The organism is Phormidesmis priestleyi BC1401, from assembly GCF_001650195.1.
Classification (GTDB): domain Bacteria; phylum Cyanobacteriota; class Cyanobacteriia; order Leptolyngbyales; family Leptolyngbyaceae; genus Phormidesmis_A; species Phormidesmis_A priestleyi_B.
In genome coordinates, this window is sequence record NZ_LXYR01000008.1 from 115354 (window position 1) to 130924 (window position 15571).

General features: G+C 47.8%; 13 protein-coding genes. 9 read left to right on the forward strand and 4 right to left on the reverse strand.

Features of this window, described 5'->3' with window-relative positions:
* The first annotated feature begins 51 nt into the window (after window positions 1-51).
* On the forward strand, window positions 52-846 hold the full coding sequence (locus tag A8707_RS06840; protein ID WP_068816044.1) for a fumarylacetoacetate hydrolase family protein: 795 nt from the start codon (window positions 52-54) through the stop codon (window positions 844-846).
* Between the two features lies 1 nt (window position 847).
* Here the strand turns inward: A8707_RS06840 and A8707_RS06845 are convergent, their stop codons facing one another.
* Window positions 848-1345 carry a Tic20 family protein gene (locus A8707_RS06845; protein WP_068816045.1) on the reverse strand — a complete coding sequence of 166 codons (498 nt, stop codon included), beginning with the start codon at window positions 1343-1345 and terminating at the stop codon, window positions 848-850.
* A gap of 384 nt (window positions 1346-1729) precedes the next feature.
* Here A8707_RS06845 and A8707_RS06850 point away from each other — a divergent pair, with 384 nt between their 5' ends.
* Complete coding sequence (locus tag A8707_RS06850; RefSeq protein ID WP_068816046.1) at window positions 1730-2119, forward strand: hypothetical protein; 390 nt, start codon at window positions 1730-1732, stop codon at window positions 2117-2119.
* A 144-nt stretch (window positions 2120-2263) separates the two neighbouring features.
* On the opposite strand, the gene A8707_RS06855 is transcribed toward A8707_RS06850, so the two are convergent.
* The 3 genes from A8707_RS06855 to A8707_RS06865 form a co-directional block, all read right to left on the reverse strand.
* Entirely contained in the window at window positions 2264-2461 is a 198-nt protein-coding gene (locus A8707_RS06855; protein ID WP_068816047.1) for a hypothetical protein, read from the reverse strand.
* A 198-nt stretch (window positions 2462-2659) separates the two neighbouring features.
* Window positions 2660-3688, reverse strand: coding sequence for a response regulator (locus A8707_RS06860; RefSeq protein WP_068816048.1), 1029 nt, complete (start codon window positions 3686-3688; stop codon window positions 2660-2662).
* 560 nt (window positions 3689-4248) lie between these two features.
* Window positions 4249-6930 (reverse strand): DEAD/DEAH box helicase, encoded by a 2682-nt coding sequence (locus A8707_RS06865; protein ID WP_068816075.1) that lies wholly within the window; start codon window positions 6928-6930, stop codon window positions 4249-4251.
* Between the two features lie 302 nt (window positions 6931-7232).
* Between A8707_RS06865 and dnaA the strand changes: the two genes are divergently transcribed.
* The 7 genes from dnaA to A8707_RS06900 all read left to right on the forward strand — a co-directional run bounded on the left by dnaA (window position 7233) and on the right by A8707_RS06900 (window position 15479).
* A complete protein-coding gene (gene dnaA / locus A8707_RS06870; protein ID WP_068816049.1) occupies window positions 7233-8612 on the forward strand; it encodes a chromosomal replication initiator protein DnaA in 1380 nt (459 codons plus the stop codon).
* 504 nt (window positions 8613-9116) lie between these two features.
* On the forward strand, window positions 9117-10262 hold the full coding sequence (gene dnaN / locus A8707_RS06875) for a DNA polymerase III subunit beta (protein WP_068816050.1): 1146 nt from the start codon (window positions 9117-9119) through the stop codon (window positions 10260-10262).
* Window positions 10263-10619: 357 nt separating this feature from the next.
* Window positions 10620-12506 (forward strand): Mu transposase C-terminal domain-containing protein, encoded by a 1887-nt coding sequence (locus tag A8707_RS06880; RefSeq protein WP_068816051.1) that lies wholly within the window; start codon window positions 10620-10622, stop codon window positions 12504-12506.
* Between the two features lie 6 nt (window positions 12507-12512).
* The gene (locus A8707_RS30585; RefSeq protein WP_068816052.1) at window positions 12513-13463 is read left to right on the forward strand and encodes a TniB family NTP-binding protein; all 951 of its coding nucleotides are present in this window, start codon (window positions 12513-12515) and stop codon (window positions 13461-13463) included.
* Window positions 13464-13548: 85 nt separating this feature from the next.
* Window positions 13549-14061: a TniQ family protein gene (locus A8707_RS06890; RefSeq protein WP_068816053.1), complete on the forward strand. Its 513-nt coding sequence runs from the start codon at window positions 13549-13551 to the stop codon at window positions 14059-14061.
* Between the two features lie 522 nt (window positions 14062-14583).
* A complete protein-coding gene (locus A8707_RS06895; RefSeq protein ID WP_068816054.1) occupies window positions 14584-15198 on the forward strand; it encodes a DUF1819 family protein in 615 nt (204 codons plus the stop codon).
* The gene (locus A8707_RS06900; protein WP_197484660.1) at window positions 15195-15479 is read left to right on the forward strand and encodes a hypothetical protein; all 285 of its coding nucleotides are present in this window, start codon (window positions 15195-15197) and stop codon (window positions 15477-15479) included. Before A8707_RS06895 ends, A8707_RS06900 begins: the two co-directional genes overlap by 4 nt.
* Window positions 15480-15571: the final 92 nt, after the last annotated feature.

Consider the following 15571-nt stretch of genomic DNA (forward strand, 5'->3'; position numbering starts at 1 on the left):
AAATGCTCGATCGCGATTCGCATTCTTAAATAAAAAGGTATTGGTTGAGTTATGGCACAGCGCTATGTTCGAGTTCAAAGTCTGGATGGGAAAATTCACTATGGGCTGTTGCAGATCGATCGCAGAGTCCAGGTTTTAGACGCGCCTCCCTGGTTAAAGGGGCAACTGACTACCCTCGAACTGAATGCCAATGATTATCAAATTTTGGCTCCTTGCGCGCCTTCAAAAATCGTAGCAGTGGGCAAAAATTACGCCAACCACGCCGCCGAAATGGGAACGCCCGTTCCGCAAGAGCCGCTTTTGTTTTTGAAGCCTCCTACAACGGTGATTGCATCAAACGGCGAGATTTTATACCCTACCCAATCAGAGCGAGTGGACTATGAAGGAGAACTCGCGCTCGTGATTGGCGATCGCTGCACTCACTGCACGCCCGAAGAGGCTCATAGCAAGATTTGGGGCTATACGATCGCTAACGACGTGACAGCGAGAGACTTACAGAAAAAAGATGGACAGTGGACCCGGGCAAAGGGATTCGACACGTTTTGTCCGTTGGGTCCCTGGGTCGTGCGAGAAATCAGTTCGGGGGCGCGGCTGCAAACTTTTGTCAATGACAATGTTCAGCCTGCTCAGTCTGCCTCGATTAGTGAAATGGTGTTTGCGCCCGATGTGCTGGTGTCTTATATCAGTCAGGTGATGACGCTGTTGCCGGGAGATGTGGTGTTAACCGGAACGCCTGAAGGAGTCGGCGCGATCGGCGTGGGCGATCGCGTCCGCATTGAGATTGAAGGAATTGGCTTTTTAGAGAACTCTGTCACTACTCGCGCTGCGCTGTCGCAAGTCTCGTGATCTATCGAACCTGCAAATAAACCTGGTCAGAAATCGTGGGGATTTCAGCATAGCGACCTAAAGCAGACTGAACGATCGAGTAACCAACCGCGACGATCATGCCCAGGAAGATTGCATTGAACAGCGTTTGAGTTAAGAAGCCCATTCCTAGAATGTTTGCTAAAACGTATCGCCAGACGATGCCAATCAAGCTCAGCACAATTCCAAACAAGATAGCTTGCATGACATTGAACCGGATGAAGTGAGGAATATTTTCGTTTCTGACAACCAGCAGAAAGAGAGCGAAGAATACAATAAACGCCGTGATTCCACCCAGGCTGAAGTAAACTGCCAGCAGAGGCGAAAGAGGAAGCGCAATAATGGCTAAAAGCGGAGTCAGAAAAGAATTTGTGATGGTTAAAGGAGCGCTTACCAAGACGATGAGGTCTAGCAGAGGCAGGAGATAAGCGAGGCAAGCGAAGATACGATCGGACACAGTTGTAGACCCGCGCAAAGACATGGTGCGTTCTCCCGGTTAAAGTAGGTGGTTGATCAGGTCTTTAGCCCAGAATAACGCAAATTTTCTAACACTCTGAACCCTCTAGATTCAGTAAAGCAAACTGTAGCCGTTCCCCTCTAATGACTTCAGCAGATATGAACGGTTAAAAGCAACGCGAAACTTTGGTGTCTGCCTTCCTAGACATAGGAGCGCTGTACAGCTCGCTGGGTGTCTAAGCCTAACTTCAATAGACCTCCTGCACGAATCCTTCGCCCTCACCCTAGCCCTCTCCCCAAGGAGAGGGAACAAGAGGTTCTAGCTCCCTTCTCCCTAGGGAGAAGGGTTGGCGAGGGCTTCGTCCCACTTCGCGAGGAGGGCTGTCCAGATTTACGCAGGAGGTCTAGTATGAAACGACTGATTCAATATCTCTGTGCAATCAAATTAGATAAAGCGGTTCTCTGGTGCTATCTCATTTGGTATGTCGTAACGGTTTGTTTTTATTTTGATCCCTCGCTGACACTGTGGAGTAATTCGATCGGCATCAGCGCTGTGATCGGTACAGGGTTAGTGTTAAGCGTCTCTTCTCGTAAGGGTAGTGATAGAGATCGGTGGCAAATCTTCAGACTCTATCTCATGCCATTTTGTGTCTCAAGCTTCTCTGCTTTAATCAAGGGACGTGGTTTTATCGTGTTTGTATCGCCAAAAATAGAAGAAACCCTGGTAACAGCAGCATGTTGTACTCTATTTTTATCACTTGTTTTAGCGCTTAAAGTGACTAAGGGAAGAATTGCTTGATGTCTGCGATCGCCTAAGTCAGTAGACTGAAATTAGCTGGAAGACGCACTTCGGCTCTGCTCAACGCTCAAAGCCAGCACTTCTAGACGATCGGACGGAGCCGAAGTTCATCTTCACACGTTGACTTTGATTGCGCCTGTCTACTTAATCAATCTCAGCAACTCGAAACCCCATTTGACACTCAAACTGATCAGGCTGCTGCTCAGTTAGCTTACGAATAGCGTGCCCACAGCGAAGCTCTCCGTGGCTCCAGCGAGGTTGACCGCTTTGGTCTGCCATCACACAATGTTTGCAGACTTTTTGGGGCGAGAGAATGCGATCGCCTGCAAGGATGACTAACATTTGACACCTCCAGTAGACTTCACCTAACAAATGAGAAAAGCAGCCTCTGAAACGCAGATGATCTGGAAATCAGGCTTGTTGCTCAAATAGTTTATAGCGATTCTCAGATGGTTCTAACTCAATTCTAGAGCAACGTTTGCTAAGAGATAGATAACTCTTATACAGCTTAACGAGATTGATAGTTTGTTTAGAAGCTTTTTAACCGCGATGGTCAGTGTTTACATATTTCTGAAACCAACCGCTTAAGGCAGCTTGTTTAATTTTGGTCGTTTGAATGAATAAGTTGAACTGTTCGGTCAGTTCAGGGTTACGCCATCCCTTGAGGGTTTCATCTTTCATCATTTTTAATGCTTCTTCGGGTGAAAAGGCTTTCTTATAAGGGCGCTCACTCGTCAGAGCATCATAGATATCAATCACCTGAAAAACTTGAGCGATGTAAGGAATTTCGTGACCCGACAAGCCATCAGGGCAACCTGAACCGTCCCATCGCTCGTGATGATGGCGGATAATCGGCACCACTCCGCGCATCGTTCGCAAAGGTAAGCAGATCTGCTCACCGATCAAGACGTGTTGCCGCATAATCTGCCATTCATCAGCGGTCAATTTTCCCCGCTTTAGCAACACTGCATCAGGGATGCCAACTTTGCCAATGTCATGGAGATAAGCGCCCCACATCAAATCTCGGACTTCGGGACGAGACAGCCCTAAATAATCTCCAAAGGCTTTGCCGTGTGTCACTAAGCGTTCGCAATGCCCGCCAGTGTCGGGATCGCGGCTCTCGACGGTGCGAGCGATCAAGAACAACACTTTCTCAGCGTGATCTAAATCCTCATTCAGTCGCTTTTGACGAATCAAAGATTTGACTCTGGCAGACAGTTCTAGCTGGTCAAACGGTTTGGTTAGAAAATCATCTCCTCCCGCCTCAATGCCTCGCAGACGGGCGCGACGATCGTCGAGTGCCGTGATAAAAACCACGGGAGTTAGGCGCGTGTGCTCATCGTCTTTGAGACGACGGCAGACTTCATAGCCATCCATGCCCGGCATCATCACATCGAGCAAAATCAGGTCAGGATTTGTGTTGGAGACTTGTGCGAGGGCTGCTGCTCCGCTTTCTGCCTCTACTACGTCATAGCCCTCGACAGACAAAAGAGCAACGGCAGTCATACGACTTGACGAATGGTCGTCTACCACAAGAATTCTGGGTCGCTCCAAATTCAGGTCATTCACGGCGAAAAAACTCTATAAAAATGAATAGTAAAAATATCAGTAGAGCCAAGATGTATAAAAAACCTTAATAGCCTGTCTGACACTTAAATACGCTAAACGGCTTTAGTGCTTCGCTCCCAGTATGAGGAAACATCTTCATGAAAAAATCGGGCTTTATACGGAGATCAAAAAATACCATGAGATCAGTGCAAGCAGCTAACCACCGCTACAGTATTTGACTCAAGAGATGGTTCAATTATTCTTAATTCTGGTAGTTTGATTTTGATAAAAGACTTCTGACGTTACTGAATTGATGGATGAATTTCCGGATTGACCCTCACCCTAGCCCTCTCCCCAGAGGAGAGGGGACAAGATCTTTAGCTCCCTTCTCCCCAAGGAGAAGGGTTGGGGAGGGCTTCGTCCCACTTCGTGAGGAAGGCAGTTCACACTTGTATTCAGCAACGCCAGACTTCTCTCCTCAAGGTTACGGATGTTTCCTCAATCTGGAGTTCGTGTATTAAGCTCGTGTATTTAAAGATAGAGCTTCTGCGTGGAAGGCACGGAGTGGTTCCTTTGTCTGATTATTCGACTCCTTCGTTGACGGGGAAGCGATCGATGAGTTGAATCGCCCGATTTGCATTGATCTGAAGCGTTTTTGAGATGTGAGGAATGTGAGGAATCTGAGACAGAAAATCTAAAGTTCGGCGCAAGATTCGTACGACATCGCCTTCGTCAAGGCTCGTGTTTTCACAGAGTTCTGTCCATTCAACGCCGAGTGCCCACTGCTCGACTAATCCAATCAGTTCATCTTCTAACCAAACGGGCAGTGTGACCTGGTGCCGTCGCTGCGCTTGAAAGAGTTGCCGACGAATGTTCCGCAGCCCGCCTAGAGCCTCTTCAACGTCTCCTGAGATGTCGTAGCGAGTCCAGCTATCGGGGCGCGAGACTTCAGTAACGAGCGCTGCACAGGCAGCCGCCAAATGATGGGGATCGAGGGGGGCAAACTCGCCCGACATGATCGCTAACCCTAGCCAAAGTTCGTTGTCGCCTCGAATAGAGGCGGTGGCTTGACCGAGCGGTGTGGGAACTAGCCCTTGGAGACAACCAAAGTGTTGCAGAATGTCGATCAGATTGGTGAATTCTTCCCAGTGACGCTGGGCTTGCTGCTCTAATTTGCCCTGGCGATCGCGCACTTCTGCTCTGAGAGTCTCAATGCGCTTTTGACGTTTGAGCAAATAGCTACGATCGCCCCACTGACTGACAGGATGAGCATCCATTTGCGCCTCAACCGCTTTCACGCGCTGAAATTGGGCGTAGACTTCAGGATCGTCATCGGCGAGTCCGGGGGCGTTGGGGATGCGGTTAGCGATCGCGGCGGTCTGCTCATTGCCACTGCGAGACTGCCCCGGTTTGGGCGGCATCTCTGAAGGTGGCACCAAATCATCGACTTCACGGATTCGAGGAATGTCGCCCCGGAGATTTACCACGTCAGAAACAGTGCTGACATACCAGCGATTATTTTGACCCAGGCAGACGAGATAGGGAAACTGCCCAGAGCCTTGAATCTTCATCACCAGAACGGAGGGAAGCGGATTTGCCATGCGAACGTGTTCACCTTTGAGGGTGAGAAGGGTTCCAGCAACGGCAAAAGAGAGGGCGATCGCCAGTTCGCCTGAGTGCATCTCGTCTGCCTGACTTTGCAGAGTTTTTAATAAACGACTCTCTTCTTTCAAGCGTCCCTGTAATTTCTCGTACTGCGCCATCAGCTTCCAATCGACAGAAGCGACTTGCGCCTCTAGCTGACTCAGTTCGGCTTTGCAGCGATCGATTTCCTGCTGTTGAGGACGCAGATACAGCGTCGATAAATATTGTCCAAAACTGCGCTCAACTAGCTCTTTGGCTTCTGCGATCGTGTGAGTTTGCAGCAGATTCAACACCATCCCATAGCTGGGAGTGAACTGACTCACGAGGGGATCAGGCTCTGATGTAGCGAGATAGGAAGCTTCTTTGGCTCCCTCAAAAGGAGTTTGGACGGTGACGACATAGCCTTCCTTGTCCATGCCCCGCCGACCTGCCCGACCCGCCATCTGAAGAAACTCGGAGGGATTTAAGAGTCGATGTCCCAAATCAGTGCGTTTAGACAAGCTGGAAATCACCGTCGTCCGTGCGGGCATATTGATCCCGGCTGCCAGGGTTTCGGTGGCAAACACCACTTTAATTAAACCCTGTTGAAATAATTCTTCGACCAGACCTTTCCAAGCGGGGAGAATTCCGGCGTGATGGGCAGCGATGCCTCGATAGAGTGCTTCTACTTGTCCTGCGCGTCCGGCATCAGGATTTTTGGCGAGAAACTCATCGATCGCCGTCTTCAAAAGCGCAGCTTCAGCATCATTGACGAGCGATAAGGCTCCCAAATTTGTCACTGCCTGATCGCAACCCTTCCGGCTAAAAATGAAGTAGATAGCGGGCAGCATATCTTTTTCTCTCAATTTGCTGAGAGTAAAGGCGATCGGAGGGGCTTCGGGTCTGGGTGCCCCCCGTTGATTCGCTCCTTTGGGACGGTGCTGGCTGCGCTTAATTTTAAGGCGAGGATTAATCTGCTTTTGAGTGTCATCAAGCAGAGGAAACAAACCTTTAGGGTTACAAAATGAGAAGTGAAGCGGCACCGGACGATAGTTGGAGTAAATTAATTCTGTCGGTCCATGAACGCGATCAATCCAGTCGGTCAGTTGGTCGCTATTTGCCACCGTTGCCGAGAGTGCGACAAGTTGAACTTCAGCGGGGCAATAAATGATCGACTCTTCCCAGACGGTGCCGCGCTGTCGATCGTTCATATAGTGACATTCATCCAGCACAACCGCTTCTACGCCTGTGAGGGAGGTTCCGACTTCTCCGATCGGAGTGCCGTAGAGCATATTGCGAAAGATCTCAGTCGTCATCACGAGAATCGGAGCCTCTCGATTAACCGACACGTCTCCAGTCAGCAGCCCGACTCGATCGGCTCCAAACTGATTGCGAAAATCACGGAGCTTTTGGTTTGAAAGCGCTTTGAGCGGCGTAGTGTAGAGCACTCTGCGCCCAGTTGCCAACGCCCGATGAATGGCGTATTCTCCGATCAGAGTTTTCCCGGAGCCTGTGGGCGCACAGACCACCACCGACTTATCTGCTTCTAGAGCCGCGATCGCCTGTAGCTGAAAGTCATCTAGCTCAAAGGGAAACAGCGTTTTCAGGTCAAGCCGAGAAGAGGGAGGGGAATTGTTCACCAAGGGTTCCAAAAAGGTTGATTTAAGAAAGATGGTCGAGAATCTAGTCTCTATGATTCTATGGACGATCGGACAGTTGTGATAAGCACCATCTTAGACCGTAAACTTCATCCGCTAATTGAGGGTTGAAGTCAAGAGTGATGTCTCTATTTATATTGCTGTTTGTGGCGATCGTAAAATCCAGAAAAAAATAGAGTAAATTGTTCTATGCTTTTGATCCGCTTCTACCCTGACATCAGGGTTGGCAAGCTGCAGTTTGATGACTGATTGATTGGTTCGATGGTTAGTGGTAGAGGTTTACCGTGGAAATTGCGATGGTCGAAAGTCTCTGGGCGCAAGTTTTAGAGCGGTTACAGGTTCAACTCAGTCGCCCCACGTTTGAGACTTGGATTAAGACCGCCGTTCCTGAGCAGTTAGAAGACGGCTGTCTGGTGATTCGCACTCCTAACCCGTTTGCTAAGAATTGGATTCAGAAGTATTACATCAAGACGATCACAGAGGTCGTGGAGCAAGTGGTTGGGCAACCGATTGAGATTCACATCACGATCGCTCAGGGTGATGATGGCACGCTGCTCGGTGATGCCGATATGTATTATCCTCTCCCGATCGAGGTGAACATCCCCGAACCTCCAACGGGGCAGCGCGCACAGAATTCTGACCTCAATCAAAAATACGTCTTTTCTCGTCTGGTCGTCGGTTCTAATAACCGCATGGCGCACGCTGCCTCTCTTGCGGTTGCCGAGTCACCCGGACGGGAGTTCAACCCTTTATTTTTGTGTGGCGGCGTTGGGTTGGGAAAGACTCACTTAATGCAGGCGATCGGGCACTATCGTTTAGAAATCTGCGCCAGTTCTAAAGTCTTTTACGTCTCGACTGAGCAGTTTACAAACGATTTAATCTCTGCGATTCGCAAAGACAGTATGCAGAGCTTTCGAGAGCTTTATCGAGCCGTTGATGTGCTGCTGGTAGATGATATTCAGTTCATCGAAGGCAAAGAATATACGCAGGAAGAGTTTTTTCACACGTTTAACACGCTGCACGAAGCGGGGAAACAAGTGGTGTTAGCCTCCGATCGTCCGCCTAACCAAATTCCTCGTTTGCAAGAGCGGCTTTGCTCTCGCTTCTCAATGGGCTTGATCGCAGACATTCAGCCTCCTGATTTAGAAACCCGCATGGCAATTCTGCAAAAGAAAGCTGAATATGAAAATATGCGCCTGCCGCGAGAGGTGATCGAATACATCGCGTCTAGCTACACCTCCAACATTCGAGAACTGGAAGGAGCGCTCATTCGAGCGGTGGCATATATTTCGATTTCGGGTCTCTTGATGACCGTCGAAAATATTGCTCCCGTCCTGAATCCGCCCGTTAAGAAAGTTGAAGCCTCTCCAGAAGCGGTGATTATGGCAGTTGCCGATGCGTTTAATGTGCCGATCGAAGACCTCAAGGGCAATTCTCGTCGTCGAGAAATCAGCGTCGCAAGACAAATCGGGATGTATTTGATGCGTCACCACACTGAACTGAGTTTGCCAAAAATCGGCGAAGAGTTTGGCGGCAAAGATCACACAACCGTGATGTATAGCTGCGACAAAATTGCTCAACTCAAAACCAACGATCCCAGCATGGCGCAAACGCTCAAACAGTTGGGCGATCGCATCAATCTAGCCAGTCAATCTCGAAAATAACGATTCAATAGTACAGGGGGTCTTTAGAAAATCCCATCGATCGAGCTAGTACCGATTCATTTTCCTCATCAAAGAGAATGAATCAAACTTGGCTTGTGGAAAACCCTGCTTTTTCTGTGGAAAACTTTGTGGGAAACCTATCGAAAACTTCTTAGCTGTCGTGGAAAACTCAAAAAAGCCCTTTAAAAATACTGATTTAGAGAATCTTTTCCACAAGTTTTCCACAGACGATCGAGCCTCCAACGTCTTTTCTGAACGTCATTTTGACTCCTTCTCCACAGTTTCCACAGTTTCTCTAGCAAAAATTTATTCAACAATCTTAGCCCTCAAACCCTTTATAAACCGTGGTTTCGATGCCCACTAGCACGTTCTAGACAGGGGTGCTACTATGCTCAAACAAGATTCCGAGACAAAACAATTTCACAAAATTTGCGAAGTGAATCCTTCAGAGATTAACTTCGCCGATCGCGTTCAACCCCTCACCTTCTTTAGCCCTCAACTGCCATGAAACTGGTTTGCGCCCAAAACAACCTCAATTCTCATCTTTCGCTGGTCAGCCGAGCGGTTTCGTCGCGTCCTACGCACCCAGTCTTAGCAAACGTGTTGCTCAATGCCGATGCTGCAACGCAGCGAGTTAGCCTCAGCGCGTTTGACTTGAGCCTTGGCATTCAAACAAGTTTTGCGGCTCAAGTGCAGGAGAGCGGCTCTCTGACGCTTCCTGCCAAACTGTTGGGCGATATTGTCTCTCGGCTTCCAGATGGAGACATCACTCTTGATAGCGGCGCTGATTCAGATGGGGGGTTGACGACCCTAACGTGTGCGTCGGGGCGATATCAAATGCGTGGCATGGGAGCCGAAGAGTTTCCAGAACTGCCCGTGATTGAAGATGGCGAACTCGCAACTCTCTCGGCAGAAGCGTTAATTGACGGCTTGAGAGGGTCTCTGTTTGCCGCGAGTGCGGATGAAACGAAGCAAGTGTTGACGGGCGTTCACCTCAGCCTGCAACCCGACGGGCTGGAGTTTGCCGCAACCGATGGACACCGCTTATCAGTAGTGCAGATGATCGAAGAAGATGCCTCGCCTGACCGCTCTAAGAGTGAGACGGCTCTGAATGTCACGATTCCTGCCAAAGCCTTGCAGGAGTTGATCAAAATGCTCGGACAGGGTGGCAGCTCGGTTGCAGTCCAGTTCGATCAGGGGCAAGCCATTTTTGAATGGACAGACCAACGCCTAACCAGCCGATTGCTAGAAGGGCAATATCCCAACTATCGGCAACTGATTCCTAAGCAGTTTACCCATCAGATGACGGTCGATCGTCGCCTTCTCTTGGGTGCCTTAGAGCGGATCTCGGTGCTGGCTGATCAGAAGAATAATATCGTCAAGCTGAGTTTAGATGGCTCAAATCAAGAACTGACGCTCTCAGTCGATGCTCAAGACGTAGGTAGCGGTCGCGAGACGATGCCTGCTCAGATTTCGGGAGACAGTCTAGATGTGGCGTTTAACGTCAAATATTTAGTTGATGGACTGAAAGCGATCGCGACCTCTGAGGTGCAAATGCAGCTCAACACAGCGACAAGCCCTGCAATTTTGTCTCCCTTGGGCAGCATCAAAATGACTTATCTGGTGATGCCAGTCCAAGTTCGTAATTGAAGCCAGTATCATCTACATGGGTCACTAGACGCATGACTTTTCCGTGGTGGAATACTGATGATTCCGATCGAGCTTGGAAAAGTTATGCTCTCGCTCTATTAAGGCTTTAGGTGGAGGCATACTCCTGGTGAAGTTGTCCATTAAAGAATTAATTTCCACTTTAAAGAATTAATTTCACTTTCTATCCCGAACTCATAAGTAGTCTTGAGGCTTGCCCAGTAGGAACTTCAAGCTTTTTCCCCTCCTCATATTCTCCGTCTTCCTTTTAAATCAAACTACTTCACAAATTTACACTCGCTACTATATTCTTTAAATTGAACTACTTCACTTTTCCTGGCTCATTTTAGGAAAGCTGTTATGTCTATACAATCCACCTCTTTAGAAACTCACTCTTCTACCGAAAGGGCGGAGCTGGAACAGAAACCTCACATTCTTCCCAATGAAGTTTCACCAGAGGTTCAACAGAAAATCGATTTAATTGACGCTATCTTCCAAGCCCCTGATAAAAAAGCGCGAACGAAAGCAATTCTTCATGCAGCTGAGACCTTAGGTAAAACCACCCGAACTATTCGGTTGATGATGGAGAAGGTCAAGAATGAAGGGGTTGCTACTCTTGCGGTTGGTCGCAAAGACGAAGGACAGTTCCGGATCTCTGACCAGTGGTTCAAATTTATAGTGAAGACCTACGAGTGGGGGCGACGGGATGGCTCTCGAATCAATATTAATGAGGTGTACGTTCATTTAGTGGCTCTTGCATCGCAAGGAGAAGCACTGAGAGACAAGAAATATGCAGATCGCTTCAAAGGCTTTCCACAAGTACTTGAGGACCTTATTCTAGAAAAATACCCCTCTCATGTCACTGTTTACAAAGCCGTTAATTTCCATCTTGAACAAACCAATAAGAAGGTTCGTCATCCAGGTTCACCTGCTGAAGGACAAATTATTCAAACCACCGAAGGGATTATAGAACTGACTTACAGCAACCAAGTGTGGCAATGTGACCACACAAAACTTGATATTTTGCTGGTTGATGAGGATGGGGACGTGATTTTGCAGGTGGATGCCAAAGAGGAAGAAATTATTGGTCGTCCTTTCTTGACCTCGATCATAGATAGTTATTCTGGCTGTGTCATGGGTTTTCACTTGGGATTTGAAGCAGCAGGCTCTCATGAAACGGGTTTAGCCTTGCGTCATGCTATGTTGCCGAAGCAGTATGGCTCAGAGTACGAACTTCAGCGGACATGGAACGTTTTTGGGGTGCCAGCGTATTGGCTGACTGATCGAGCGAAGGAGTTCAAGTCCAATCACTTGAAGCAAATTTCGATGCAAATGGGCTTCAAACGGCGTTTGAGAGCGTTTCCATCGGCAGGCGGACTGATTGAATCTATTTTTGACAAGATTAATAAAGAGGTTTTATCTCATCTCCCTGGCTATACTGGGTCGAACGTGGCGGGACGACCCAAAGATGCTGAGAAGCACGCATCTTTAACACTGGATGAGCTAGAGAAACTGTTAGTGAAGTACTTTGCCGATCATTACAACCAGCATGATTACCCGAGGGTAGCCAATCAAAAGCGAGCGGAACGATGGAACGCCAACCTTCTGGCACATCCCGAGATATTGAATGAGCGTGACCTCGATATCTGTCTCATGAAAGTTGCTCATCGCAAGGTTGAAAAGCGCGGCTGTCTTCGGTTTAAGGGGTTAGTTTATCAGGGAGACTGTCTTGTTGACTATGAGGGAGATGAGGTTTCTTTCAGGTACGACAAACGCAATATCATTACGCTTTTGGCTTACACTCTGCCAAAACACGGTCAACCAGGAGAGTTTATTGGTGCTGTTCGGGCAAGGGATGCAAAAGAGGATCAACTTTCCCTGGAAGAACTAGAGTGGCTGAAGCGAAAACTGCGTGAGCGAGGGCAAGCGGTTGACAACAACTCAATTTGGGCTGAACGATTAGGTTTATATGAATTCATTGATAAGAAGCGGAAATCCAAGCGGCAGCGGCGTAGAGGCGTTCAGCAACACCGTAATCAAAAGACGAATCAGTCAAAAGTAACCGAGTTGTTTCCTCAAAATGCTGATCCTGAAAATCAGCCAACGGTTCAAGAAAATACAACACCTGTTACTGAACAATCTCAACCCAGTGTTGTAGAGTTTACCCATGAACCAGCAAGTTCGCCGCCGATCGTATCCAATGTGGTTGCCTACGATTGGAATCAACTTTTAGAAGATAACTGGTAGCTTCCAATGGTGCAGTCTAACGCAGTTCCACAACCCATAGATGAAGGTTCGCAAACAGCGATTGGGGCGCAACCCATTGCAGTGCCTCAACCTTCACCAATTCGCCCCCTTGCTGAACCTGAACGATCGCCTGAAATCCAACAAGCGGTCGATCTCATCCGCAATAGTGACACCTACAAGCATGTGTCTCGCGATTTGGCACTGTTCACTTGGCTCAATTCTCAACGAGATTCTCGATCGAACGGTTACATCGTTGGCGTTAGCTTCGCTGACTTACGGAAAGCTTGTCAGTTTTATCGTCTTCAATATGTGCGGAGAAAAGGAGTTCTCTATACAATTCCGATGCCAGTTGCCTATGCCGAGGTTGAACAGCATGGTTCCCCCATTGATCTGCTTATCGCTATCCTTGAATCCCTCGGCAGTCCATTTGCAGAAATTGGACCCCTAAAAGATATCAGATCGCGGACTTTAGGCACACTCAAGTCCTTTGGAGTCAAGCTTTTGATTATTGGTAACGCGGGGTGTTTGTCGTACGAATCTTACAACGAGATTGTCAGGCTCACCTGGAAGCTAAAAATTCCGGTTATCTTAGCAGGCTCACTCTTCTTGAGTGAAATTTTTAGTGGTTTTCTAAATCGTCGAGGTAAGCGGTATAGAGATATCTACAATACCTTCCTAGATTTTCATGAATATCAGGCTTTTCAAAGAAATGAGATTCAGCAGTTGATCACAAGTTGGGAGAACCAAGTACTGAGTGATTGGTCTCAGAAGCTAGATTTAGTTAACATGACTGGTGTTGCTGATTTCCTTCACCACCGTTGCGAAGGTCAAGCTGAACCTTTGTACGAAATCCTCCGAAAAATAGCCGTTTTCAAGCTGGATAATCCAACCTGTCAGCTCGACAAAGCCAGTATTGAGAAGATGCTTTCGTCGAGAATGATCCCGAATAAAGCGTAAGGAAGTAGAGGTTGGCTTATCGAGTTTTCAGTCTCTGACTCACGTAATATTTATAAATTGAGTCAGCGAATTCTGGAAGTCCCTTATGGAAAACGAAGAACTTGACCTTCCACGCTGGTGTCCTGAACCTTACGAGGGAGAGAGTATTGCCAATTATCTCGTGCGATTTCGTTCTCAAGAGGCTGTCAACATATCTGCTCCCAGTAGTTTCAGTCAGGCGATCGGATTAGGGATCGCACTCACCAGATGGGAAAAGTTTCGCTTTAATCCTTTTCCGAGTGACGAAGAAATACGAAAGTTTTGTAGCTTTGTGGGGTTAGAGGTAGAGAAACTGGTTGCAATGCTTCCCTCTAAAGACGAGCGGATAAAGCTAGAACCGATCCGGCTGTGTTTAGCTTGTTATGTGGAGAAACCTTATCACCGACTTGAATGGCAGTTTCAGTCAACGGCAGGGTGTGACAAGCACCGCCTACGTCTCCTCTCAAAATGCCCTGGTTGTGAAAAACCTTTTGGAATTTCTGCTCTAGTGATAGAGGGAAAATGTCCGTGTGGCATGCCTTTTAGAAGAATGGTGAAGAGGCAAAAGCCATATTATTAACCCGGCAACTATTGATCCTACATTTTTGGGGCTAGAACCCTTAGAAACACTACACTTCTCTTCGCAACTTACATTGCCGGGTTAATAACTCGGGAGCATCTCTCCTTTACCATAAGCCTATCTACTCAGGCTGATGAACCAAGCGTGCGCTGGGATTGAGCTGAATCAAGCCCGCTGGCTACCCTGCCGACGGGTCTAGCTTAATCCCTAGGTTGGCTTAATCTTATGTAGCGATCAAATGATGCTTTTAGCCTCTAAACTGGAATCGTTCGGCTGAGCTGGTTGCTCGCAAGTCATACATCTCGCTACTTTGAACCAGGCACCTTTGAAAATCGCTTTGCTTTAATAAGCGAGGAACAGGGAACGAGCAGGTGTAATATTTTTTTCCTCAGAGATCGAAGTCAGGCTGAGGTGCTTCAGCACAAGTAAAGAGAAACGTTATGAGCAAGACTATCGCTTTCGTTCATACATGAGATTGAATAAGAACCTTGTCAGATACGTTAAAAAGGACCGGAATCAGGAATGAAGACTGAGAAATACAGCATGTCGTTTACCACTGGTAGCCTGTTTTACCAAGAATCTGTGAAACTTGCAGTGCTGTTCTTGGAAATTCAAGACTGGAACTTGGTTCGGGACATGGTTCTGTCAAAGAATCTTTTGCAGTCTAGGACAGTCAATACCTCTAAACGCGTTTGTAGAGAGGTTTGCTCTAGATTAAGAACCCTCCATGAAAATGAGCTGGACTTGCTTGCTCATGGAACCTTCCAAGAGCAAAGCTACCTCCTATGGCTGGCTGTTTGCCGACGCTATAAATTCATTGCGGACTTTGCTAGGGAAATCGTTAGGGAGAAATATATCAGCCTACAGTTCGCACTGGATTACGAGGACTTTGATTTTTTCTTCAATAAGAAGTCTGAGTGGCATGAGGAACTAGACCAAATTAAGCCCGCAACCAGAATAAAATCACGGCAGATCCTCTTCAAAATGCTCAGAGAGGCAGATCTCTTGACTTCTAACAATCTGATCAATCCAGCCATGCTCAGCCCTCAGCTCCTTAGCACCATTTCAGAAGAGCACCGTCAGAACCTTCTAATTTTCCCAGCCTTTGAAGCCGAACTGAAGGGATGGGCACAATGAGTCTGGTGATCGATAAGGGAAATATACAAGAACGGTTTCATGACTTATTCTCAGTTATCTCTGGAAAACGTTTTCTCCAGAAGCAGGGACTGGGTAATGAAGTCCCGTTCTTCATTTGCCCGTTTCGGGCTATAGTGTCGGTCGATGTGGCGCGGCTTCAAAAGCAGCTAGTCAACCGCTTAGAGAAATCTGGAGTCCAGGTCTTGGAGATCAACCTCTACGATCTCTCGATTAAGCTATTGAAAGAGCGTGGCATCTGGGAGCAGATCCTCGATTTATAGCCACTGCCACATTGGTTAGGACGCAGCTTGTTTAAGAACAAATTCTACCGCATCGCGTAGGTTGTCCGAGTCGCGCAACTGCTTGCGAATAC

Coding starts and splice junctions, on each gene's coding strand:
- A8707_RS06840 (WP_068816044.1), top strand. CDS start 52: ATGGCACAGCGCTATGTTCGAGTTCAAAGTCTGGATGGGAAAATTCAC.
- A8707_RS06845 (WP_068816045.1), bottom strand. CDS start 1,345: ATGTCTTTGCGCGGGTCTACAACTGTGTCCGATCGTATCTTCGCTTGC.
- A8707_RS06850 (WP_068816046.1), top strand. CDS start 1,730: ATGAAACGACTGATTCAATATCTCTGTGCAATCAAATTAGATAAAGCG.
- A8707_RS06855 (WP_068816047.1), bottom strand. CDS start 2,461: ATGTTAGTCATCCTTGCAGGCGATCGCATTCTCTCGCCCCAAAAAGTC.
- dnaN (WP_068816050.1), top strand. CDS start 9,117: ATGAAACTGGTTTGCGCCCAAAACAACCTCAATTCTCATCTTTCGCTG.
- A8707_RS06880 (WP_068816051.1), top strand. CDS start 10,620: ATGTCTATACAATCCACCTCTTTAGAAACTCACTCTTCTACCGAAAGG.
- A8707_RS30585 (WP_068816052.1), top strand. CDS start 12,513: ATGGTGCAGTCTAACGCAGTTCCACAACCCATAGATGAAGGTTCGCAA.
- A8707_RS06890 (WP_068816053.1), top strand. CDS start 13,549: ATGGAAAACGAAGAACTTGACCTTCCACGCTGGTGTCCTGAACCTTAC.
- A8707_RS06895 (WP_068816054.1), top strand. CDS start 14,584: ATGAAGACTGAGAAATACAGCATGTCGTTTACCACTGGTAGCCTGTTT.
- A8707_RS06900 (WP_197484660.1), top strand. CDS start 15,195: ATGAGTCTGGTGATCGATAAGGGAAATATACAAGAACGGTTTCATGAC.